This is a genomic window from Streptomyces sp. NPDC001351 (assembly GCF_042896045.1).
In the GTDB taxonomy this organism is placed as follows: Bacteria; Actinomycetota; Actinomycetes; order Streptomycetales; family Streptomycetaceae; genus Streptomyces.
The window spans coordinates 806,991-829,039 of sequence record NZ_JBIAWS010000003.1 but is presented as its reverse complement, the minus strand read 5'-3'; the positions used below and the strand labels follow the sequence as shown (position 1 = coordinate 829,039).

Below are 22,049 nucleotides of genomic sequence, written 5' to 3'. Positions count from 1 at the left end.
GCGGCGACGGAGGGGGTGGCGGATCGCCGGAGGGAGCGGTTTCGGGGCCTCGGTCGTACGAGGGAGACACGCGTTGGGCTCACTCCCGAGAGGGAGACGGCGGGAATCCCGCGCACGGGCGCCGGGGTTGAGGGAGCAGAACAACCGCGATCTCGGAGGCGCCCGTATGCCCGATGAACCCGCTGTCCGCGAACTCCGTCTGGTCGTCACGGCACCCGACTACGACGAGGCCCTGCGCTTCTACCGAGACGTCCTCGGCCTGCCCGAGCGCGCCGCCTTCTCGTCTCCCGACGGAAGAGTCACCATCCTCGAAGCGGGCCGCGCCACGCTGGAGCTGACCGACCCGAACCATGCCGCCTTCATCGACGACGTCGAGGTGGGCCACCGCGTGGCCGGGCACATCCGCGTCGCCTTCCAGGTCGGCGACGCCGGTGTCGCCACGGCACGACTGGCCGCCGCCGGGGCCGAGGTTCTCGCCGAGCCGACACGCACGCCGTGGAACTCACTGAACTCCCGGCTCGAAGCTCCGGGCGCCCTCCAGCTGACCCTCTTCGAGGAACTGGACGGCTAGGAGGCCCCCGGCGTCACCAGCCCCGTCTCATACGCGCAGATCACCGCCTGCACCCGGTCCCTGAGCCCCAGCTTGCTGAGCACGTTGCTGACATGGGTCTTGACGGTGTGCTCGCTCACGAAGAAGGCCGTGGCGATCTCGGCGTTGGACAGGCCGCGGGCCAGCAGCCGCAGCGTCTCCACCTCACGGGCGGTCAGGGCGTCCAGCCGCTGGGGGACGACCGGGTCGGTGGCCCGCTCACGGCGCCGCCGCACGATGTCCGCGACCAGCCGCCGCGTCACCGTCGGTGCGAGAAGCGAGTCGCCGGCCGCGACCACCCGTACGGCGTGCACCAGGTCGTCGCGGCGCACGTCCTTGAGGAGGAAGCCGCTGGCGCCCGCGTACAGCGCCTCGTACACGTACTCGTCCAGGTCGAACGTGGTCAGCATGACGACCTTGCAGCAGGACCGCGCACACACCCGGCGGGCCGCCTCCAGGCCGTCCATGACCGGCATCCGGATGTCCAGGAGCAGCACGTCCGGTGTGTGCCGCTGCACCGCCGCGACCGCCTCCGCGCCGTCGCCCGCCTCGGCGACCACCTCGATGTCCTGCTGCGCCTCAAGGATCATGCTGAACCCGCTGCGGACCAGTTCCTGGTCGTCGGCGACGACCACCCGGATGCTCACCCCAGGGCCGCCTGACGGTCCGCGGCGGCCGGCAGGCGTACGACCACCCGGAAGCCGCCGTCCGGTCCGCGCCCGGCCTCGGCGCTGCCCCCGCACGCGGTGGCCCGCTCCCGGATGCCGATCAGCCCGTGCCCGCCGCCGGGCGCCGCGGGGCCCCGTCCGTCGTCGGTCACCGTGAGGGTCAACAGGTCCTCCGTCCAGTCGAGTTCGACGGTCGCGCAGGCAGCGTACGCATGCTTCACCGTGTTGGTCAGGGCCTCCTGCACCACGCGGTAGACGGCGACCTCGGCGTCCGCGGGCAGGGGACGCGGGTCGCCCGTGGTGTGCAACTCGACCCGCAGGCCCGTCGATTCGCCGACCTGGCGCAGCAGCTGGGGGAGCGCCGCCACGCCCGGCTGAGGTGAAGTGCCGTTGCCCTGCTCCTCCTTGAGCACGCCGAGGATCCGCCGCAGCTGCGCCATGGCGTCCCGCCCCGCCGCCGCGATCGCGTCGAAGGAGGCCTCCGCGCGCTCCGGATCACTGCGCACCACGACCGGCCCCGCCTCCGCCTGGACGACCATGAGGCTCACCGCGTGGGCGAGGATGTCGTGCATGTCCCGGGCGATTTCGGCGCGTTCCTGCGCTATGGCGCGTGCGGTGTCCGCGGCGCGCTCCCGCTCCACCCGCCGGGCCCGGTCCTCCAGTTCCGCGGTGTAGGCACGCTGGACGCGGGCCAGCGTGCCGAGCGCGTAGGCGCAGACGATCGACAGCAGATGGAAGGCGTACTCGAAGGGCCGGGCGTCCTCCTTGAAATGCATGGTGACGGTGGCCCCGATCACCCAGCCCACCAGCATCAGCCGCCGCTGCCACGGCGGGGTGAGGGTGGCCACGGTGTACAGGACGACCAGACCGCCGTAGAGGACGCTCGGCGGTGGCGCGTGGTACATCGCCATCGCGGGCGTGGCCGCCGAGACGGCCCACGCGGTCGCGAACGGCGCCCGCCGCCGCCACACCAAAGGCACCGCCGTCGCGGCACCCAGCAGCCAGCCCTGCCAGGTGAGCCGGTCGTCCCCCTCGTCGGGGAAGAGCCACTGCAGCGAGACGGCGAACAGGACGAGCGCGGCGAGCGCGGCGTCGACGGCGTACGGATTCGCCGTCCGCAGGCGGGCGGCGGCCTGCGTGAACCAGGACTGCAGTGACATGGGCGGCTCCTCGGGGCAAGGGCCGTTCCAGTATCGCGAGGGTCCCTGGGCGGGGCCTCGCCGGTGAGAGGGATATCCCCGGGGGCGTTGGCCGTCTCCGGCCTGCTTTGTCAGCGGAGCGCAGCGGACCGCCTCCGTTTTGTCGCTCCTTAACTATCAGTGCTTACCTACTCGTCCGTAACCTCGCGGCTCCTGGTCACCACGCAGAAGGGACGTTCTGAGGTGACGAAGAACCATTCGATCAAGCCGCGCAACCGGAGAGCCGCACTCATCGGGGCCGGAGCCCTGCTCGGCGGGCTGTTTGCCGTTCCGGCGACCGCGACGGCCGGGACCAGCGGGGCGTGTTCCGATCCCGACGCCGCGATCTACCGGCCGCCGGTGACCGCGAGCGCCGCGCCGGGCGAGGTCATCGCCTGCCGTACGGTCGACTCCCTGCCCATGGTGGGAAGCGGCACCCCGATCAACGCATGGAAGGTGCAGTACGGCTCCACCGACGGCCACGGCAGGAAGGACGCCGTCGCCGGCACGGTGATCGTGCCCCGCGAGGCGTGGAAGGGTCCGGGCGAGCGGCCGCTGATCGCGTTCGTGCCCGGCACCCTCGGCATCGGACCGCAGTGCGCCTTCTCCAAGCAGCTCGCCGGCGAGTACCAGGACGCCTACGAGGGGCCGAACATCGCGGCGCTGCTCAAGGCCGGGTTCGCCGTCGCGGCCACCGACGGCGCCGGATACCTGGACGGCCAGGTCCATCCATACGTCTCCGGCGCCGACGCCGGACACGCGGTCCTCGACGTCGTACGCGCCGCCTCCCGGCTGCCCGGCAGCAGGGTGAGCCCCGACGCCCGGGTCGGGATCTGGGGCTACTCGGAGGGCGGTTCGGGGAGCCTGTGGGCCGCGCAGCTCGCCAAGTCGTACGCCCCCGAGGTGAAGGTGGCCGGTGTGGCGTCCGGCGGGATCCCGGGCGATCTGAAGCAGGTCGGGAACGCGCTCGACGGCGGGGCGTTCGCCGGGTTCCTGGTGGACGCGGTGATCGGCCTGTCGGTCACCCACCCGGACATGCCGTTCGACGGACTCCTCAACGACACGGGCCGCCAGGCGGTCAAGGACGCCGAGTCGCTCTGCGCGGTCGGCACCGTCGCACGCTTCACCGGCGTCCACATCGAGAACTACACCAAGGACAAACTCACCCTCGACCAGCTCTACGCCCTGCGCGGCCCCGACGGCACCACCTGGGGCGAGGTCGCCGACACCAACAAACTCGGCGTAGGCGTGGGCCCGTCCGGATCCGGGGCCCGCTACGAGATCGGCTTCCCGGTCCTGCAGTACCGCGGTCTCCTCGACGAGGTGATCCCCGCCGACACCGGCCAGGCCACCCGCCGCGCCTACTGCGAGGCGGGGATAGCCACGCAGTGGACCTCGTACGCCGGCGACCATCTCCTCGGCGACCCGCAGGCGATCGGCGACTCGGTCAACTGGCTCACCGACCGGTTCGCCGGCAAACCGATGCCCGGCAACTGCTGAGGCGTCCCTACGGCTCCTTCGCCGGCCGCCACCCCAGGGCCCGCGAAATGCCGCGTGCCGCAAGCCGCACCGCGGGCGCCAACACCGGCACCTGCGCGTCGGCCTGCGGCACCACCACCGACACGGCGGCCACCACCGCCCCGCCCGGCCCGCGCACCGGGGCGGCCACCGACAGGGCGTCGTCGGTGACCTGCCGGCTGCTCACCGCGACCCCCGTGCGCCGCACCTCGGCCAGCACCCGGCGCAGCCGCGCCGGATCGGTGATCGTGTGCGGCGTGAACGAGGCGAGCGGCCCCGCGCAGTACTCCTCCTGCGCCTGAGAACCGCAGTGCGCCAGCAGCGCAAGCCCGACCCCGGTGGCGTGCAGCGGCCAGCGCGCCCCGACCCGTATATGCACGCCGACGGCGCTGCGACCGGAGATCCACTCGATGTAGACGACCTCCCCGCCGTCCCGCACCGCCAACTGCACGTTCTCGTGCGTCGCCTCGTACAGGTCCTCCAGGTACGGCAGCGCGATCTGCCGCAGCGCCAGTCCGCGCGGGGCGAGCGCCGCGACCTCCCACAGCCTGAGCCCCACGTGGTAGACGCCGGATGCGTCCCGCTCCAGGGCACCCCAGTCGGTGAGGGCGCCCACCAGGCGGTGCGCGGTGGTGAGGGTCAGCCCGGCCCGCCTGCTGATGTCCGTGAGGGACAGCGCCGGGTGCTCGTGGTCGAACGCGGCGAGCACGGCGAGCAGCCGGTCGGGCGCGGAGCGGGCGGTCATCCGGTCAGCCGAGTCCGTCCTCCGCGATCCGCAGCAGCAGCGCGTGCAGCGTCTCGCGTTCGGCCGGCTCGAGCGGCTCGAAGAGCTCGCTCGTCGCGCGCAGGCCCGCCTCGTCGGTGTCGCGCAGGAAGGCGCGGCCGTCCTCGGTGAGGACGACGATGCGGCTGCGCCGGTCGTCGGGGGAGGGGCGGCGCTCGGCGAAGCCCAGCTTCTCCAGGTCGTCGACGAGGCCGACGATCGCGCTCGGGTCGTAGCCGAGGCGGGTGCTGAGTTCGCGCTGCAGGGCACCGTCGGAGGTGGCGAGGAAGCGCAGCACCGCGTAGTGCCGCAGGCGCACCCCCGACTCCTGCAGGAACGCGTTGAACAGCTGCCCGGAGCGCAGGCCCAGGCGGTAGAGCAGGTAGCCGGTGTCCGCGTGCAGCCCGCGCATCCACGGCTCGTCCACGTCGATCGGCTTCGGGGTGGCGTGCTGGCGTGTGATGGCGGGCTCCCTGTGCTCGTTGCGTCCTGGTGATTCCAGCATGACGTACCCATAGGTCGCCAACAACTATTGACGTTAACAATTATTGCTCTTAGCTTCGATCTCGAAGCCGCACCCCATGCGAAAGGGATCCACTCGTGCCCAGCATCGATCTCACCGGCAAGGTCGCCGTCGTCACCGGCAGCGGCCGAGGCCTCGGTCTCGCCTATGCGCACGCCCTGGCCGCCCATGGCGCGTCCGTGGTGGTCAACGACGTCGACGAGGCCGTGGCCGAGGCGGCCGTGAAGTCCATCACCGAGGCGGGCGGCACCGCCGTCGCCGAGGTGGTCCCGGTCGGCACGAGCGAGGCCGCCGACCGGCTGGTGAATCGCGCGGTCGAGGAGTTCGGGCGACTGGACATCCTGGTCACCAACGCCGGCATCCTGCGCGACAAGGTGCTGTGGAAGATGTCCGACGAGGACTTCGACGCGGTGATCACCACCCACCTCAAGGGCACCTTCACCTGCGCCCGCGCCGCCGCGATCCGGATGCGCGAGCAGGGCGAGGGCGGCACCCTGATCCTGGTCGGCTCCCCGGCCGGGCAGCGCGGCAACTTCGGGCAGACCAACTACTCCGCCGCCAAGGCCGGCATCGCCGCCTTCGCCCGCACCTGGTCGATGGAGCTGGGCCGCGCGAACATCACCGTCAACGCGATCGTGCCGGTCGCCGCGACCGCGATGACCGAGACCATCCCCGCCTTCGCTCCGTACGTCGAGGCCCTGAAGAACGGGCAGCCGTTCCCGAGCTTCCTGCGCAAGGGCGAGGGCTTCGGCACCCCCGAGGACTGCGCGGCCCTCGTCCCGTTCCTCGCCTCCGAGGCCGCGCGCGGGATCACCGGCCAGGCCATCGGCATCGGTGGCGACAAGGTGGCACTCTGGTCGCATCCGCAGGAGATCAAGACGGCGTACGCGGACGGCGGCTGGACCCCCGACAGCCTGGCCGACGTCTGGTCCACCTCGGTCGGCGCCGAGCTGCAGAGCGTCGGCATCCCCGCCCCGAAGTTCCCGGAGGCCTGACCATGACGACGAACCTCAACGTCGAGGAACTCGTCGCGATCGACGTCCACACCCACGCGGAGGTGTCCTCCAAGGGCCACTCCTCCCTGGACGACGACCTGCACGACGCGTCCTCCGCCTACTTCAAGGTCGAGGGCAAGCGGAAGCCCACCCTGGAGGAGACGGCCGCGTACTACCGCGAGCGGAAGATGGCCGCCGTGATCTTCACGGTCGATGCCGAGTCCGCGACCGGCACCGCGCCCGTCCCCAACGAGGAGGTCGCCGAGGCCGCGGCCGCCAACGCCGACGTCCTCATCCCCTTCGCCTCCATCGACCCCTTCCGCGGCAAGGCGGGCGTGAAGCAGGCCCGCCGGCTGGTCGAGGAGTACGGGGTGAAGGGCTTCAAGTTCCACCCCAGCATCCAGGGCTTCTTCCCCAACGACCGCTCGGTGGCGTACGACCTCTACGAGGTGATCGAGGAGACGGGCACCATCGCCCTCTTCCACACCGGCCAGACGGGTATCGGCGCCGGAGTCCCCGGCGGGGGCGGGATCAGGCTCAAGTACTCCAACCCCCTCCACGTGGACGACGTGGCCGCCGACTTCCCGCACCTCAAGATCATCCTGGCGCACCCGTCCTTCCCCTGGCAGGACGAGGCCCTCGCCGTCGCCACGCACAAGCCGGGCGTGCACATCGACCTGTCCGGCTGGTCGCCGAAGTACTTCCCGCCGCAGCTCGTGCAGTACGCGAACACGCTGCTCAAGGACAAGGTCCTCTTCGGCTCCGACTTCCCCGTCCTCACCCCCGACCGCTGGCTGAGCGACTTCGCACAGCTGTCGATCAAGGACGAGGTGAAGCCGAAGATCCTCAAGGAGAACGCCGCCCGCCTGCTCGGGCTGACGAAGCCGTAAGGGGCCGTAGATGCGCAACGAGGGACTCGGGTCATGGCCCGCACGCCGGGCCCGCAAGACCCCCCACCGCACCGCCCTGGTCCACGGCGGCACCTCGCTGACGTACGCGCAGCTGTACGACCGCACCACCCGCCTCGCCCACGCCCTGCGCGCCCGCGGCATCCGGCGCGGCGACCGCATCGCCTACCTCGGCCCGAACCACCCCTCCTACCTGGAGACCCTGTTCGCGGCCGGCACGCTCGGCGCCGTCTTCGTCCCGCTCAACACCCGCCTCGCGGGCCCGGAGATCGCCTTCCAGCTCGCCGACTCGGGCGCGAAGGCACTCGTCTACGGCCCCTCGCACGCGGGTCTGGTCGCCGGGCTGCCCGGCAACACCGACGTCCGGGCGTACGTCGAGGTGGGCGCCGACTACGAGGAGGCGGTGGCGTCCGCCGCGAACGAGCCGATCGACGAGCCGGTCGTCCCGGACGACACCTGCATCATCATGTACACCTCGGGGACCACCGGCCGCCCCAAGGGTGCCATGCTCACCCATGGCAACCTGACCTGGAACGCGATCAACGTCCTGGTCGACACCGACCTGATCGCCGACGAACGCGCCCTGGTCTCGGCCCCGTTGTTCCACACGGCGGGTCTGAACATGCTGACGCTGCCCGTGCTCCTGAAGGGCGGCACCTGCGTCCTGGTCGAGGCCTTCGACCCCGACGCGACCTTCGACCTGATCGAACAGCACCGGATCACCTTCATGTTCGGGGTGCCGACGATGTTCGAGCAGGTGGCCCGCCATCCGCGCTGGCCGGACGCGGACCTGTCCTCCCTGCGCATCCTCACCTGCGGCGGCTCCCCGGTCTCGACACCGCTCATCGCCGCGTACCAGGAGCGGGGCCTGACCTTCCTCCAGGGCTACGGCATGACCGAGGCGTCCCCCGGCACGCTGTTCCTGGACGCGGAGCACGCGGTCAGCAAGGCCGGCTCGGCGGGGGTGCCGCACTTCTTCAGCGATGTGCGCGTCGTCCGGCCGGACTTCACCCCGGTCGACGTCGACGAGACCGGCGAGGTCGTGGTCCGCGGACCGCATGTCATGCCCGGCTACTGGGGGCTGCCCGAGGAGACGGCCGCCTCCTTCGCCGACGGCTGGTTCCGCAGCGGGGACGCGGCCCGGGTCGACGAGGACGGATACGTCCATATCGTCGACCGCATCAAGGACATGATCATCTCGGGCGGCGAGAACATCTACCCGGCCGAGATCGAGGACCTGCTGCTGGCGCATCCCGACATCGTCGAGTGCGCGGTCATCGGCGTGCCGGACGACAAGTGGGGCGAGGTGCCGCGCGCGGTCGTCGTCCCGCGTGAGGGCAGGTCCGTCGACCCCGACGAGGTACTGGCCTCGCTCGCCGGGCGCCTCGCCAAGTACAAGATCCCGAAGTCGGTGGTCCTCGCGGACGAACTCCCGCGCACCGCCTCCGGAAAGCTCCTCAAGTCCCGGGTGCGCAAGCGCTTCGGGAACTGACCGACTCCCCTTAAGGAACACCACTCATGAGCGTCACCGTCAACGGCATCGACGAACTGAAGAAGCTCGCGGGCAGCGACCTGGGCACCAGCGAATGGATCGAGGTCACCCAGGAGCGCATCAACACCTTCGCCGACGCCACCGGCGACCACCAGTGGATCCACGTGGACCCCGAGCGCGCCGCCGAGGGCCCCTTCGGCGCCCCGATCGCCCACGGCTACCTCACCCTCTCCCTCTTCATCCCCCTGTTCACCGAACTCCTGGACGTCCAGGGCGTCACCACGAAGGTCAACTACGGCCTGAACAAGGTCCGTTTCCCCTCCCCGGTGAAGGTCGGCTCCCGTATCCGACTGGTCGGGAAGCTCGCGGAGGTCGAGGAGGTGCCGGGCGGTGTGCAGATCACCGTGGACGGCACGATCGAGATCGAGGGCGGCACGAAGCCCGCGGCCGTACTGCAGAGCCTGTCGCGGTTCTACGCCTGATCAGGGCGTACCGGCATCAGGTCGAGAAGGCGCTCCGAGGCCTCCCGTGCGAGCGGTGTGAGCCGGTCGTACACCGCCCGGAACGTCTTCTCGGCCCGTTCCGCCGGCCAGTCGTCCGGCAGGTGCTTGACCGGGAGGCGCGGGTCGCGGCGGATCACCTGCAGCCACTCGGCCTGCAGCCGCAGCCGCAGCGCCAGGGCGTCGTCGGCGTCCGGCAGCCGGCTCTCCCAGGCCTCCCAGCGGCGCACGAACTCCTCGTAGCGCGCGGCCAGTTCGGACAGCTCCCAGGTCTCCTCGATCATCGCGCCGATGTCCATGCCGGCGTCGGCGTGCGCACGGAAGACCTTCACATGGGCGGCGAGCCCGAGCTCGGACACCAGCTCCGCCACGTCGACCTCGCCCGGCGCGATCCACAGACCGCTGAACAGCGGCCCGAAACCGCTCCAGGTGAGCTTGGAGCGCAGATCGTGCCGCTGACGCTGCCAGGACTCCGGCAGCGAGAACCCGAGCAGGGTCCAGGTGCCGTCCCAGTGCCGGTTGACCGCACCGGTCTGCCAGATCCGGTGCTCACCGTCCCGCAGCACCGCCGCCGAGTGCTCGGTCAGCCCGAAGTACATCTTGCGGCCCTCACGCTGGCGGCGCAGCAGCCCCCGCTTGACCATCCGGGTCAGCGTCGAGCGGGTCGCCTGCTCACCGACCCCGGCACGCGCGAAGACATCGATCACGCTGCCCGAGTACACACAGACGTCCCGCCCCAGCACCTGGTCCCCCAGAAACGTCAGCAGGAGGGACTGCGGCCGCAACGACTCTTCACCGGTCATGCGGCCACGGTACGACGCGAAGGATCACTTCGACGCGTCAGCCGCCTGCCACGTCGACGAAGACGGGGTTCGAGTAGAACCACGTGTCCGCCCACGGGTCACCGTTGCCGGGCTCGTGCGGAATCGGCCCGTTGGGGTCGACCGAGGCACCCAGGTACCCCACCCCGTGGCGGTTGCCGTCACTGCCGCGCAGCCGGATGTAGAAGGACTCGTCCCCGGCGGTCAGCGGGATGCGCAGGGTGTACGTCCCCTGGCGGCCGGACACGTCCTTCGACTGTACGACCCTGGTGTCCGGCGCCTTCCAGCTGTCCCGGTCGGTCACCGGACCGCGCACCGCGCCCCGAATGACGTCCACGTGCGCCAACTGGGGCAGGATGCCCTGCGGGTTGGCCCGGGAGGCGGTCGTGACGGTGACGTACAGGGTGATCTTCTCGCCCTTGCGGACGCGCAGCCGCCCGCCGAGCGTGACGCCCCGGCCCGCGTCGCAGTCCCGCTTCACGCGGACGTCGAGGCCGTCGAGCAGGTGCCCGTGGTCGAGCCAGACGCGGCCCGCGCGCAGGCCGGCCATCACCGCGCGGTAGCCGTAGCGGGTCACGCCGACGTGGGTGCGGCTGAACTCGCCGGGCCAGAAGTCGCTGCCCGGCTGCGGGGTGTCGGTGTTCACCGGGTCGGGCAGCTTGCCGGTGTTGTCGAAGTTCTGCCCGGCCTGCCAGTCGCCGTTCTTCCAGGTGTCGAAGACCGTGCGGTGGTTGTCGGAGTTGGTGGTGATCGTGAAGAGGCGGCCCTCGGCGAGCATCGAGTCCCACAGGCCGCCGACGGTCGCCGTCGCCCAGTCGAAGCCGCCGTACGTCAGATACGCGTCCGCCGGGTAGCCCGCCCAGGACTGCGCCGACGGCTTGTTCTCGTACTCGCCGCGGATCGAGGTGGCGCCGCGCCAGCCGGGGATGGCCGCGCCCTGGGCACCGGGCGCGCCCTCCATGCCGATCATGATCTCGGGGGCCGCGTCCCGCCAGCCCCGCATCTCGTGCGGGGAGTCGATGCCGAGGCGCAGGGGGTGGTTGGCGAGGACGAGGACGTCGTCGACGTAGCCCGAACCGCGCTGCTCGGCCAGCCACTTGATGGCCTTGACGGCGTGCGCCTCGTTGCGGGCGGTGTCGGTGCCGGTCGCGGAGCCGTCGGTGTAGCCGAGGAGCTTGCCGTCGTAGGCGAGCTCGAACTGCGTGAGCAGATCGACCTCGTTCGGGCCGGGCGCGGCGAACACGGTGCAGTGCTCGGCGGCCGGGATGTACCACTCCAGGCCCTGGAAGATCAGCTGGCGCGGGTTCTCGGCGCGGGCCTTGAGGATCTCCTGGTGCTCCAGCGCGGCGCCGTAGTGGGCGTGACCGAAGTTGGAGTGCTCGTTGAACACCATCCAGTCCAGGCCGTACCTGGCGGCCGCCTGCGCCTGCTGCGAGAACGTGTACTTGGCGTCGTGGCTGTAGACGGAGTGGACGTGGTGGTCGCCGACGAGATACGCGAGGCGCGGGTCGTCGCCACCGAAGGCGGGCCGGGCGGAGGCGGCGAAGGCGGGGGTGGCCACCGACCCGAGAGTGAAGGCTGCCCCGAACATCCCTGCACGGCGCAGGAGCCCGCGGCGCGAGACGCCCTGGGCGTCGAGCTGGGCGGGGGAGACGGACGGGTCGGCCCAGGCGGGCAGCTGCTGCTCGGTCATCGTGAGTCCCTGTCGCGGGTCAGTGGTTCATGAAGGAGGTGACGGGCAGCGCCCGGGAGACGATCCGGACGTCGCCGAGGCGGCCGTGCAGGATCTGGTCGATCTTGCCCGCGTACTCGTAGCCGCCGAGCAGCCACGGCAGTCCGACGGAGGTGATGCCGATCGCGGGGGCCTTCGGGTTGCGGACGACCGGGCAGCCCTCGACGTAGAGGGTCGTGTGCTTGCCGTCGTTGACGACCGCGAGGTGCCACCAGGTCTCCAGCGGGGTCTCCTGGCCCCAGTTGGTGGCGATGCCCTGCTGGTTGAGCGGGCGCATCGCCCACTGCGGCTCGCGGTCGTTGGAGAGGGAGAGGGTGGCCAGCGGCTCGTCGGGGTCGTCGGCGGTCTTGCCGGCCGCGCCGCCCGTGCCGGTGCGGCTGACGATGCCGGACCAGGCGTTGTGGTCCGGGTCCCAGTCGGCGGGCAGACGGTAGAACGCCTCGATGGTGTAACCGTCCTTGAATGTCACCGAGTTGAGCGGGGCGCCGTCGACCGTCCTCAGATACGCGCCCTTCAGCGGCGACTTGTAGCCCTGGAACTCCAGGCTGCCGTGACCGGGCTGGTCGGGGTGGTGGTCGGAGGACCAGTTCAGGGCGCCGCCGCCCACCGTGACCAGGCTCAGGTCGTTGCCGCGTCCGGACAGGTCACGGACGGTGCCGCCGACCGCCGTACCGTCACCGTGCCCGTCGAAGCGCCAGTAGGCGACCGTGCCCGGGATGACGACCTTGGAGGCGGGGCGGGCCGGACGGGCGGGGACCGGGGCGAATCCGGCGAAACGTTTCTCGAAGTCGATCTCCACGGAGAAGCGGTCCGCGTCACCGCTCAGCTCGATCTCCTGCCGCTCCAGCTCATTGAGGCCCTTGCGCGCCCGGCCGAGGATCCACGGGGAGACGGTCTCCACGTCGATGACGTTCCGGTCCAGGTCGAAGCGGTAGAGGCGGATCATCGCCGCGCCGCCGAAGTAGCGGTTCTGGTAGTTGGTGAGATGCAGGTGGACGTCGTTGCCGGCCGCGTTCTTGCGGGTCGCGCGGCCCGCGGGCCAGTAGTGGCCGTTCAGGGTGAGGAAGATCTGGTCGTGCTCCTCGACCAGCTGGTCCCACAGCTGCTGCCCGTACGCCGACAACTGGTCGTCCTCGACGACGAGTTCGTGCGTGGTGAGGATGACCGGCGCCTTCGGGTGCTGGGCGAGCACGTCCTTCGCCCAGGCGTACCCCTTCGCCGACAGCCGCCAGTCCAGCGCGAGCACCAGCCACTCGCGCCCGGCCGCCCGGAACAGGTGGTAGGTGTTGTATCCGTCGTCGGACGCGCCGCCGAACGTCTTCTCTCCCTTGAACCGCTGCGGCCCGAACGCGTCCAGGTACGGCGTCGAGCCGCGCTGGTCGTCCGTCGAGGACCGCACGTCGTGGTTGCCGGCCAGGACGCTGTAGCCGACGCCCCTGCGGTCCAGCAGCCGGAACGCCTCGCTGATCCCGGCGAATTCGTCCTTGGCGCCGTTCTGGGTGAGGTCGCCCAGGTGGGACAGGAAGACGATGTTCTCGTCCTTGCCGTGCTCCAGCAGATAACGCAGGGAGGCCTCGACCGGCGCCTTGTCGATGCTGGGCCCGTCGAAGAGGTACTGGGTGTCGGGCATGACGGCGAGCGTGAAGCGACGGCTGTGGGCGTCGGGCCGCCAGCTGCTCGCGCTCGCGGGTGCCGCCTCGGCGACTGCCGGCAGCGCGACCCCGGCGCCGGCGGCGGCGCCGAGCAGCGCGGTGGCTCTGAGGAAACTGCGTCGCGCGGCACCGGCCTGCGCGGCCTCGCCCTGGTTGTGGTCATGCGAAGTGCACACGTGTGCTCCGTGAAAGGTGACGTGAGGAACGGGGAAGGGCGGGGGGTTACAGAACGCGCAGGGTCCAGCTCCAGCGGTGGGCCCCCGGCGGGATCAGATACGAGGCGGAGGTGTCGGGGCCGCACGACGCCGTGCCGAGCCCCCGGTGTGCCGCGTCGAGGTGCACGACGCAGCCGGAGCGCGGCACCAGCTCGTCGTGGTGCGAGGCGGCGGTCAGGTCCTCGGCGCGATGGCGGGTGACGGAGACCTGGCGCGGTTCGTCCAGCACGACCGCGAGGCCGGTCGCGTCCGCCGCGGACAGCGTGAAGTGCCGTACACCGTGCCGTCCGCCGCTCTCCTGCGGGCGCAGATAGGGGGTGAACAGCGCGTCGACGGGTACGGAGTGGTGGCCCACGGGTGCGCCGACGCTCCGGTCGGGATACGACTCCCACGGGCCCTGCCCGAACCATTCCAGCAGGTCGAGGCCGGGCACCGTCTCGAACACCGAGCCGACCCGCGCCACATCGTGGAACTCGTCGGGCAGTTCGGCCTCCTCGTCGACGTGGATGCCGCCCTCGACCGGTGTGAACACCTGCCGGTGCCGTACGACGCCGACGGTGCCCGCGTACTCGGCGTCCACGGTGAGGCGGCCGCCGTCCTGCCGTACCGACACGACCTTGCGGACGAGCGAGTCGAGGCCCCAGGTCCGCCAGCGCAGGGCGATGCCGCCCAGCTCGTCGTTGTCGGTGGGTGCCCGCCACAGGGAGAGGGTGGGGGCGGCGGTCAGCAGCGGATGGACCAGGAGGCCCTCGTCGTCGACCTCGACGGTGCCGTCCACGGGGACCTCCCAGGACACGGAAGGCCCGCGCAGCTGCACCTGGGGCGCGCACACGTCCGTGCCGCGCGGTGCCCACGGCTGGTCCTCGGCGGTCGTCACCCGCAGCGTCAGCCAGGCCTCGCCGCCGTCGCGCGGGAGCTCGAAGGGCAGCGGCACGGCGGCCGTCTCGCCGGGCCGCAGGGCGGGCAGTTCGGCGGGTGCGGTCAGCCTGCGGCCGTCGGCGAGGGACAGTTCCCACCGGCCGGACAGCCAGTCCAGGCCCCGGAAGTGCTGGTGGTTGCCGAGCACGATGCCCTCGTGCTTGAAGCACTCGATGCGCACGGGTGCCGCGAGCTCCCGGTGCTCGTACAGCACCGGCTTCGGGGTGCGGTCCGGGAAGACGACTCCGTCGGCGATGAACGCTCCGTCATGGATCGTCTCGCCGAAGTCGCCGCCGTAGGCCCAGCGGTGGCCGGGCGCGGCGACACCGTTGTCATACAGCCCGGCGCCCGCGCGCCCGGCCGGTCTTCCGTCGTTCACGCGTTGCAGAATCCCGTGGTCCCAGAACTCCCAGATGAACCCGCCCTGAAGACCTGGCGTTGACTCGATGGCCGCCCAATGGTCCGCCAGGGTGCCGTTGCTGTTGCCCATCGCATGCGAGTACTCGCACTGGATGAGCGGCCGGGTCTGCCGGCCCGACAGGGCGTGGGCGACGCAGTCCTCCAGCGGCGCGTACATCGGGCAGGCGATGTCGGAGGCGTCGTCCGCCGCCGCCCAGTCGAGCTTCGCGGCGCCCTCGTACTGGATCGGCCGCGTCGGATCGTGCCGCCGCACCCAGCCGGCCGCCGCATCGTGGTTCGCGCCGTAGTCGGACTCGTTGCCCAGCGACCAGATGATGATCGACGGGTGGTTCTTGTCCCGCAGCACCATCCTCGAGACCCGGTCCACGAAGGCGCCCAGGTAGCGCGGGTCGTCGGCGATCTCATGGGCGTGGTCGTGGGACTCGATGTCCGCCTCGTCGACGACGTAGAAGCCGAGCTCGTCGGCCAGGTCGTAGAGCGTCGGGTCGTTCGGGTAGTGGGAGGTGCGGATCGCGTTGAAACCGAACCGCTTGAGCAGGACGAGGTCCGCGCGTATGTCGTCGTACGACACCGTGCGGCCGGTCAGCGGATGGAAGTCGTGCCGGTTGACGCCCCGGATGAACACCCGCTCGCCGTTGACGAGCAGGTCCCGTCCGGCGATCTCGACGTCGCGGAAGCCGATGCGCTGCCGCGAGGTGTCGGCGACCGTTCCGTCGGCGCGGTGCAGGCGGACGGTGAGGTCGTACAGCTCGGGGGTCTCGGCGTTCCAGGTGCGCACCTCGGGGACGGTCGCATGGATGCGGGCCTCGCCGAGGAAGTCGGAGACGCGGTCGTCCTCGGCGTTGACGCGGTCGAACTCCCGGTCCTGGCCGAGGAGTTGACCGTCCAGCTCGCCACTGACGTACCACCCTTCGGGCAGTGCGCCGCGCGCGTCCCGCACCCGGCAGTCGACGCGCAGCTCGCCGCCGTACGACGCCCGCACGGTCACGTCGGCCAGGTGCAGGGGATCGGTCGCGTACAGCAGCACCGAGCGCGTGATGCCGCCGTGCCACCACTGGTCCTGGTCCTCGATGTGCGAGGCGTCCGACCACTTCACGACGGTCAGCCGTACGACCGACCGCTCGCCGGCCCGCACCACGCCCGAGAGGTCGAACTCGGCGGCCAGATGGGAGTCCTTGGAGATCCCCACGGGCCGCCCGTCCACCTGCACCAGCAGCACGCTCTCGGCGGCCCCGACCTGGAGCACGATCCGGCGCCCCGCCCAGTCGGCGGGGACGTCCACCTCGCGCTCGTACACGCCCGTCGGATTGGCGTCCGGTGAGCCGGGCGGGAACTCGGGGAACGGCATGCGGACGTTGGTGTACTGCGGCAGGTCGCCGGCACCGGCGGGCTGCATGGTCCAGACGCCGGGGACGTACGACGTGGACCAGTCACCGCCGGCCGGCGCGTCCGGAGCGGGAAGCAACTGGAAACGCCAGTCGCCATCCAGGGAGAGGGCTCCGGAGCGCCGGCCTGTGGCGTTCATGGGGAGGCGGCCCCAGGAGGTCACCTCGGGTGCCTGCCAGGGGCGGAGGGCGATCAGGGGATCGGCGGGGAGTGCGTCGGTCATGACCTGTCCGAAGTGGGTGCGGTGGGCCGGGGGAGGACGCGGCCCTGCAGGCCCCAGGCGGGGTCGACGGGGATGCCGAGCCGGTCCAGGACGGTGGGGGCTATGTCGATGAGACGGGGTGAGTCGAGGCGGGCGCCGGGGGGCCGGGGGCTGTGGGGTGGGCTGTCGGCGGGCCGGGCGCTGTCGGGTTGCGTCTTGTCGGGTCGGCGGTCGGCGCGTTCGGTGCCGACGGGCTGGGTGTCGTCGGGTCGGCTGTCGGCGGGCCGGGCGCTGCCGGGTCGCGTGCTGTTGAGTCCGCTGTCGGCGGGCCGGGTGTCGAAGGGCTCGGTCTCGTCGGGCCGGCGGTCGTCGGGTCGGCCGCCGACGGGTTGGGTGTCGTCGGGTGGGCTGTTGGCGGGCCGGGCGCTGTCGGGCCGGGCGCTGTCGGGCCGGCCGCCGGCGTGCCGTATGCCGGCCGGCCTGCCGGGCTCCGCGAGGATGACGAAGACCTCCCGTTCGGCGTGTGTGGCGCCGCCGTGGCCGCCGGAGTCGAGGTGTCCGTGGTCCGTGGTGACCAGCACGGTCCAGCGCTCGTCGGCGCTGCGCGGGTCGCCGCGCCGGGCGTCGATCGCCTGCAGCAGCCGCCCCAGGTGGGCGTCCTGGGCGAGCAGGGCCCGGTCGTAGGCGGGGGAGAGGGGGCCGGTGTCGTGGCCGGCCTCGTCGGTGGCGCCGAAGTACACGAACACGACGTCCGGGTCGTGCTTGGTGAGCCAGCGCAGGGCGGTGCGGGCGACGCGGCGGTCCGCGGTCCGGTAGCCGCGGAACTCGCCGTTGTAGCGCCGGCGTCGGCCGATGGCGGGGCCGAGGGTGCCGCGGCGGACCAGTTGCGGCCAGGACACCGCGGCCGCGGTGCGCAGACCGGGGCGGGCCGCGGCGGCGCGGGTCAGGAAGTCGGGGTAGCGGGCGTAGTCGGCGCCGACGAAGTCGTTGCCCCGCACGCCGTGCCGGTCGGGCCACACGCCGGTGAGGATGCTCGACCAGCCGGGCCCGGAGTCGGTGTAGGCCATGCTGGTCGACGGCCGCCCGTCCTCCGCCTGGCCGTCGGCCTCGCCGTAGGGCAGCAGGCTGGTGCCGACGGCGCCCGTCGCCATCAGGCCGTGCAGGACGGGCGCCGTGGACGGAGACCGGGTGAGCCGGTCGAACCGCAACCCGTCCATGCCCACGACGAGTACCTTGCCCCGCCCCGGCCGCTCACCGCCGTCGTCGTAGCTCACCGCCCACCCCTCTCTCGCGACTTCGCCTCAGCTGCCCTGCACCGCTCCTTCGGTGGCCCCCGCGATGAACCCGCGGGCGAAGATGCTGAACACGACGACCAGCGGGAGCGCCGCCATCAGTACACCGGCCATGACCATGCTGTAGTCGGTGGTGTGGCCGACGTTGAGCTGGGCGAGCTCCACCTGGAGCGTCACATGGCCGGGGTTCGTGAGCACGACCAGCGGCCAGATGTAGTCGTTCCAGCAGTTGACGAAGGCGTAGATGGCGAGGAACGACAGCGCGGGCCTGATCATCGGCAGCGCGATGTTCCAGTACTGCCGGAAGAACCCGGCGCCGTCGATGCGCGCGGCGTCGAGGAGTTCGTCCGGAACGCCGTTCTGGATGTACTGGTGCAGCCAGAAGATGCCGAAGGCGTTGGCCAGGGAGGGCAGGGCCAGCGCCTTGAGCATGCCGACCCAGCCGATCTTCGACATGAGGATGAACTGCGGCAGGATCGCCAGCTGCAGCGGCAGCATCATGAACAGCAGCAGTGTGCCGAACAGCAGCTTGCGCCCGGGGAAGTCGAACTTGGCGAAGGTGAAGGCCGCCAGGGAGTCGACGAACAGCACCAGGACGGTGGTGACGGTCGCGACCATCACCGTGTTGAGCATCGACCCGAAGAAATCGATGGTGTTCAGCACATGCCGGATGTTCTCCAGCAGATGGGAGCCGAAGGTGAACTTCGGCGGGCTCTTGTAGATGTCCTGCGTGGTGTTGGTCGCCATGACGATCGTCCACGCGAAGGGGAAGACCGAGACCAGGACGGCCACGACGAGGATGATGTGTGCCGTCAGGCCCCTGGGGCGGCGCCGTCGCCTGCCGCCCGTGGCCGGCCTCGTGGTGTCCACGGCCGTCATGCCTTCCTCCCCCGTGTGGTGATGCGCCAGTTGACGGCGACGAGGATGATGATCAGTACGAAGAAGGCCCACACGATGGCCGCGCCGTAGCCGTAGTCGTTGTTGAGGAAGGCCGACTGGTAGAAGTACAGCAACGTGGTCAGACCCGCCTGGCCGGGGCCGCCGAGGTTCGCGTTGGCGGCGTTGCTGCCGAACAGGACCTGGGGTTCGCTGAAGCTCTGCAGACCGTTGATGGTCGAGATGATGACGGTGAACAGGATGATCGGCCGCATGATCGGGATCGTGATCTGGAAGAACGTGCGGATGGGTCCCGCGCCGTCCATCTTCGCCGCCTCGTAGATCGAGTTCGGGATCGCCTGCAGACCGGCCAGATAGATGATCATGTTGTAGCCGGTCCACTGCCAGGTCATCAGCAGCGCGATGACCAGCTTGATCAGCCACGGGTTGCTCAGCCAGGGAACCGGCGAGATGCCGACCATGCCCAGGATCGCGTTGACCAGGCCGAAGTTGTTGCTGAACACCGCGCCGAAGAAGATCGCCACGGCGACGATCGAGGTGACGTTCGGGACGTACAGCGCGATGCGGTAGAAGCCCTTGAAGCGGCGCACCGAGTGCAGCAGCGTCGCCAGCATCAGGGCGCCGAAGAGGGTGGGCACGGTGGACAGCACCCAGATCACCAGGGTGTTGCGGATCGACAGCCAGAAGACCGGGTCGTCCCACAGGAACCTGAACTGCTGCAGGCCCACGAACTGCATGGTGCCCATGCCGTCCCAGCGCTGGAAGGCCAGGTACAGCGAGTAGAAGACGGGGAAGAAGGAGAACGCGGCGAAGATCAGGTAGAACGGCGAGATCGCCAGGTACTGCCGCCAGTACGACAGCGGCCCGCGCCGCCTGGTCCGAGCGGAGCCCGCGGGCGGGGTGCGCCGCGGGCGGAACCGGGCCGGGACCGGCCCGCCGAGGCGCTGCGGCACCTCGGCGGAGCCGGTGACCGGAGGGGACGACACCTCAGCTCACCCCCTGCCGGCGGGCGATCTGCTTGGCCTGGCTGACCGCGTCCTTCCAGGCGTCGTCGGGCTTCTTGCCCTTGGCCTCGATGTTGGTCAGCTCCGTCATGAAGGGGGCCATCACGGCGGCGTCGGCGGGCGCCTCGTAGCTGGCCGGTATCGCCTTGGCGGCCGGACCGAAGACCTCGATGATCTTCTGCCCACCGAAGAAGGCGTCGGGGCCGGTCATGGCCGGCATGGAGTACGCGGCCGGGGCGGCCGGGAAGATGGCGGCGTCGGTGAAGCCGCGGGCGTCGTTGGCGGGGCTCAGGATCCAGCTGATGATCTTGAAGGCCTCTTCGGGGTTGCGGCACTGCCTGGGCAGGGCCAGGTAGGAGCCGCCCTGGTTGGCCGGCCCGACGGGCATCGCGCACACCCGCCACTTGCCCTTGGTCTGCGGAGCGGCCTGCTCGATGTCCAGCGCGTGCCAGGCCGCGCCCAGCTCGGTGAGGAGGTTCTTGCCGACGGCGGCGTTCCAGGTGTTGTCGTTGATCTTGGCGTCGATGCCCAGGGTGTAGGGGCGCACCGCCGTGGTCCACGCGGCGCGGATGTGGTCCTGGTCGCCGATGAAGTGGTTGTTCTTGTCGATGAACCGCTGGGTGCCCTGGCCGACGGCCATGTTGAAGACGGAGCCGATGTTGTTGACCAGGTAGGTGCCGGGGTTCTTCTTCTGCAGCTCGGTGCCGAGCGTGAAGTAGTCCTCCCAGGTCTTGACCAGGGCGGCGACCTTGTCGGGGTCGGTGGGCACCCCGGCCTTGGCGAAGAAGTCCTCACGGTAGAAGAGCGCGGTGGGGCCGATGTCGATCGGGAAGCCGATCTGCTTGCCGTCCTTGGTCTGGGCGAGCTTGGTCTTCCAGTCCAGGTACTGGGACGAGATCTTCTTGAAGCCGAGGTCGTTCAGGTCGAGGAAGCGGGAGGCGTTGGGCAGGAAGGACGCGATGTCCTCGCCCTTGATGCCGGTGATGTCCGGCACGGAGGTGCCGGCCGCGATGGTGGTGGTGAGCTTCTGCTTGAAGTCGCCGCCGATGGAGGCGGAGGTCAGCTTGACCGAGCCGCTGAAGTGGGTCTTCGCCTCCGCGACCACCTTGTCGCTGAGCGCGCCGCCCCAGTACCACAAGGTGAGGTCCTTGCCGTTCTTGGTGCCGCCCGAGCCCGAGCTGCCGCCGCATGCGACGGTCAGGCCGGAGGCGGCCGCGGTGAGCGCGGCGGCCTGGAGGAAGCCTCTACGAGAAAGGTCCACGGGTCACTCCTGTTGTTCCTGTTCGACGTGGAGAGGGGTTCGAGGGGTCAGTGCCGCCGTTCTCAGGCGTGGGGGTCGACGGGCGTGTGGGCGGGCGGGGTGACGGGGGCGTGCCGCACGGGCGGTCCGGGGTCGGCCGGGATCCGGTCGGCCAGGAAGCCGTACGCGCGCCGCAGTTCGGGATCTTTCAGCGACCGCCACCAGCGGTCGACGCCGTACCAGCCGGGGGCGGCGAGTGCCCCGACGTGGTGTCCGACGGACAGCCCGGCCGCGAGGACGGCGAACCGCAGCCGTTCCTCCAGGGGCCAGCCGCCGAGCGAGGCCGCGACGAAGCTCGCCCCGAAGACGTCGCCGGCGCCGGTGGCGTCCAGGACGTCGACGTCGAGGGCCGGGACCTCGGCGTACTCGCCGGTGAGCTGGTCGACGGCCACCGCGCCGTCCCCGCCGCGGGTGACCACGGCCACCGGCACCAGTTGGGAGAGCGTGCCGAGCGCGGCGACCGCGCTGTCGGTGCGGGTGTAGGCCATCGCCTCGGTCTCGTTGGGGAGGAAGGCGTGGCACAGCTTCAGCTGGTCGAGGAGGTCGGTGGACCACTCCTGGGTGGGGTCCCAGCCGACGTCGGCGTAGATCTGGGTGCCGTTCGCGGCGGCCTTGGCGAGCCATGCGCGGGGCTCGGCCTCGATGTGCACGAGGGCGGTGCGCGCCTCGGGCGGGTCGCCCATCAGCGTGTCCTGCGAGTACGGGGGCTCCTGGCCGTGGGTGACGAGGGCCCGGTCGTGGCCGGTGGCGAGCGAGACGGTGACGGGGGTGGGCCAGCCGTCCGCGGTGCGGGAGAGCGAGAGGTCGATGTCCTCCTGGTCGCACAGGACGTCCCGGCAGTACTCGCCGTAGAAGTCGTCGCCGAAGACCGTGGCCAGCGAGGTGCTGAGGCCGAACCGGGACGCGGCCACCGCCAGGTTCGCGATGCCGCCGGGGCCGCAGCCCATCCCGCCCGTCCAGATCTCCTCACCCGGCGTCGGCGGCTTCCCGAGCCCGGTGAGGACGAGATCGTAGAAGAGCAGCCCGGTCAGGAGCACGTCGGGCCTGTCGTCGTCCACGCGAAACAGCCTCTCGTC

The 22,049-nt window shown here is 70.9% G+C and carries 19 protein-coding genes; 6 read left to right on the top strand and 13 right to left on the bottom strand.

Going from position 1 to position 22,049, the window contains the following annotated elements; all coding sequences use genetic code 11:
* The first annotated feature begins 166 nt into the window (after positions 1–166).
* On the top strand, positions 167–571 hold the full coding sequence (locus tag ACFY1U_RS14020) for a VOC family protein (protein ID WP_390694363.1): 405 nt from the start codon (positions 167–169) through the stop codon (positions 569–571).
* Here ACFY1U_RS14020 and ACFY1U_RS14015 read toward each other — a convergent pair.
* The gene (locus ACFY1U_RS14015) at positions 568–1,236 is read right to left on the bottom strand and encodes a response regulator (RefSeq protein WP_390694362.1); all 669 of its coding nucleotides are present in this window, start codon (positions 1,234–1,236) and stop codon (positions 568–570) included. The genes ACFY1U_RS14020 and ACFY1U_RS14015 overlap by 4 nt on opposite strands.
* Positions 1,233–2,417: a sensor histidine kinase gene (locus tag ACFY1U_RS14010; RefSeq protein ID WP_390694361.1), complete on the bottom strand. Its 1,185-nt coding sequence runs from the start codon at positions 2,415–2,417 to the stop codon at positions 1,233–1,235. Before ACFY1U_RS14010 ends, ACFY1U_RS14015 begins: the two co-directional genes overlap by 4 nt.
* 222 nt (positions 2,418–2,639) lie before the next feature.
* Between ACFY1U_RS14010 and ACFY1U_RS14005 the strand changes: the two genes are divergently transcribed.
* Positions 2,640–3,935 carry a lipase family protein gene (locus ACFY1U_RS14005; protein ID WP_390694360.1) on the top strand — a complete coding sequence of 432 codons (1,296 nt, stop codon included), beginning with the start codon at positions 2,640–2,642 and terminating at the stop codon, positions 3,933–3,935.
* 7 nt (positions 3,936–3,942) lie between these two features.
* On the opposite strand, the gene ACFY1U_RS14000 is transcribed toward ACFY1U_RS14005, so the two are convergent.
* Entirely contained in the window at positions 3,943–4,698 is a 756-nt protein-coding gene (locus ACFY1U_RS14000) for an IclR family transcriptional regulator (RefSeq protein WP_390694359.1), read from the bottom strand.
* Positions 4,699–4,702: 4 nt separating this feature from the next.
* The gene (locus tag ACFY1U_RS13995) at positions 4,703–5,128 is read right to left on the bottom strand and encodes a MarR family winged helix-turn-helix transcriptional regulator (protein WP_390694526.1); all 426 of its coding nucleotides are present in this window, start codon (positions 5,126–5,128) and stop codon (positions 4,703–4,705) included.
* A gap of 188 nt (positions 5,129–5,316) precedes the next feature.
* Here ACFY1U_RS13995 and ACFY1U_RS13990 point away from each other — a divergent pair, with 188 nt between their 5' ends.
* From ACFY1U_RS13990 to ACFY1U_RS13975, 4 genes are read left to right on the top strand one after another with little or no spacing between them, the layout of a single operon-like run.
* Positions 5,317–6,234 (top strand): SDR family NAD(P)-dependent oxidoreductase, encoded by a 918-nt coding sequence (locus tag ACFY1U_RS13990; protein WP_390694358.1) that lies wholly within the window; start codon positions 5,317–5,319, stop codon positions 6,232–6,234.
* A 2-nt stretch (positions 6,235–6,236) separates the two neighbouring features.
* The gene (locus tag ACFY1U_RS13985) at positions 6,237–7,124 is read left to right on the top strand and encodes an amidohydrolase family protein (protein ID WP_390694357.1); all 888 of its coding nucleotides are present in this window, start codon (positions 6,237–6,239) and stop codon (positions 7,122–7,124) included.
* Positions 7,125–7,134: 10 nt separating this feature from the next.
* Positions 7,135–8,634: an o-succinylbenzoate--CoA ligase gene (gene menE, locus ACFY1U_RS13980; protein WP_390694356.1), complete on the top strand. Its 1,500-nt coding sequence runs from the start codon at positions 7,135–7,137 to the stop codon at positions 8,632–8,634.
* A gap of 26 nt (positions 8,635–8,660) precedes the next feature.
* Entirely contained in the window at positions 8,661–9,116 is a 456-nt protein-coding gene (locus tag ACFY1U_RS13975; RefSeq protein ID WP_030936488.1) for a MaoC family dehydratase, read from the top strand.
* Here the strand turns inward: ACFY1U_RS13975 and ACFY1U_RS13970 are convergent.
* The 9 genes from ACFY1U_RS13970 to ACFY1U_RS13930 all read right to left on the bottom strand — a co-directional run bounded on the left by ACFY1U_RS13970 (position 9,107) and on the right by ACFY1U_RS13930 (position 22,031).
* On the bottom strand, positions 9,107–9,937 hold the full coding sequence (locus tag ACFY1U_RS13970) for a PaaX family transcriptional regulator C-terminal domain-containing protein (RefSeq protein WP_390694355.1): 831 nt from the start codon (positions 9,935–9,937) through the stop codon (positions 9,107–9,109). The two genes, ACFY1U_RS13975 and ACFY1U_RS13970, sit on opposite strands and share 10 nt — an antisense overlap.
* Positions 9,938–9,974: 37 nt before the next feature.
* On the bottom strand, positions 9,975–11,648 hold the full coding sequence (locus tag ACFY1U_RS13965) for a PHP domain-containing protein (RefSeq protein ID WP_390694354.1): 1,674 nt from the start codon (positions 11,646–11,648) through the stop codon (positions 9,975–9,977).
* 19 nt (positions 11,649–11,667) lie between these two features.
* Complete coding sequence (locus ACFY1U_RS13960; RefSeq protein WP_390694353.1) at positions 11,668–13,515, bottom strand: LamG-like jellyroll fold domain-containing protein; 1,848 nt, start codon at positions 13,513–13,515, stop codon at positions 11,668–11,670.
* 46 nt (positions 13,516–13,561) lie between these two features.
* Positions 13,562–16,501: a glycoside hydrolase family 2 TIM barrel-domain containing protein gene (locus tag ACFY1U_RS13955; protein ID WP_390694352.1), complete on the bottom strand. Its 2,940-nt coding sequence runs from the start codon at positions 16,499–16,501 to the stop codon at positions 13,562–13,564.
* Positions 16,498–17,754: an alkaline phosphatase family protein gene (locus ACFY1U_RS13950; RefSeq protein WP_390694351.1), complete on the bottom strand. Its 1,257-nt coding sequence runs from the start codon at positions 17,752–17,754 to the stop codon at positions 16,498–16,500. Before ACFY1U_RS13950 ends, ACFY1U_RS13955 begins: the two co-directional genes overlap by 4 nt.
* A gap of 27 nt (positions 17,755–17,781) precedes the next feature.
* Positions 17,782–18,651: a carbohydrate ABC transporter permease gene (locus tag ACFY1U_RS13945; protein WP_390694350.1), complete on the bottom strand. Its 870-nt coding sequence runs from the start codon at positions 18,649–18,651 to the stop codon at positions 17,782–17,784.
* Complete coding sequence (locus tag ACFY1U_RS13940) at positions 18,648–19,622, bottom strand: carbohydrate ABC transporter permease (RefSeq protein ID WP_390694525.1); 975 nt, start codon at positions 19,620–19,622, stop codon at positions 18,648–18,650. The genes ACFY1U_RS13945 and ACFY1U_RS13940 overlap by 4 nt, the downstream gene beginning before the upstream one ends.
* 34 nt (positions 19,623–19,656) lie before the next feature.
* Positions 19,657–20,934: an ABC transporter substrate-binding protein gene (locus ACFY1U_RS13935; RefSeq protein ID WP_390694349.1), complete on the bottom strand. Its 1,278-nt coding sequence runs from the start codon at positions 20,932–20,934 to the stop codon at positions 19,657–19,659.
* A gap of 62 nt (positions 20,935–20,996) precedes the next feature.
* The gene (locus tag ACFY1U_RS13930) at positions 20,997–22,031 is read right to left on the bottom strand and encodes a carbohydrate kinase family protein (protein ID WP_390694348.1); all 1,035 of its coding nucleotides are present in this window, start codon (positions 22,029–22,031) and stop codon (positions 20,997–20,999) included.
* Between the last annotated feature and the right edge of the window lie 18 nt (positions 22,032–22,049).

Excerpts from the sequence above, each read along its gene's own strand:
- ACFY1U_RS14020 (WP_390694363.1), top strand. The coding sequence starts at position 167 with ATGCCCGATGAACCCGCTGTCCGCGAACTCCGTCTGGTCGTCACGGCA.
- ACFY1U_RS14010 (WP_390694361.1), bottom strand. The coding sequence starts at position 2,417 with ATGTCACTGCAGTCCTGGTTCACGCAGGCCGCCGCCCGCCTGCGGACG.
- ACFY1U_RS14000 (WP_390694359.1), bottom strand. The coding sequence starts at position 4,698 with ATGACCGCCCGCTCCGCGCCCGACCGGCTGCTCGCCGTGCTCGCCGCG.
- ACFY1U_RS13995 (WP_390694526.1), bottom strand. The coding sequence starts at position 5,128 with ATGCGCGGGCTGCACGCGGACACCGGCTACCTGCTCTACCGCCTGGGC.
- ACFY1U_RS13985 (WP_390694357.1), top strand. The coding sequence starts at position 6,237 with ATGACGACGAACCTCAACGTCGAGGAACTCGTCGCGATCGACGTCCAC.
- menE (WP_390694356.1), top strand. The coding sequence starts at position 7,135 with ATGCGCAACGAGGGACTCGGGTCATGGCCCGCACGCCGGGCCCGCAAG.
- ACFY1U_RS13975 (WP_030936488.1), top strand. The coding sequence starts at position 8,661 with ATGAGCGTCACCGTCAACGGCATCGACGAACTGAAGAAGCTCGCGGGC.
- ACFY1U_RS13970 (WP_390694355.1), bottom strand. The coding sequence starts at position 9,937 with ATGACCGGTGAAGAGTCGTTGCGGCCGCAGTCCCTCCTGCTGACGTTT.
- ACFY1U_RS13965 (WP_390694354.1), bottom strand. The coding sequence starts at position 11,648 with ATGACCGAGCAGCAGCTGCCCGCCTGGGCCGACCCGTCCGTCTCCCCC.
- ACFY1U_RS13955 (WP_390694352.1), bottom strand. The coding sequence starts at position 16,501 with ATGACCGACGCACTCCCCGCCGATCCCCTGATCGCCCTCCGCCCCTGG.
- ACFY1U_RS13945 (WP_390694350.1), bottom strand. The coding sequence starts at position 18,651 with ATGACGGCCGTGGACACCACGAGGCCGGCCACGGGCGGCAGGCGACGG.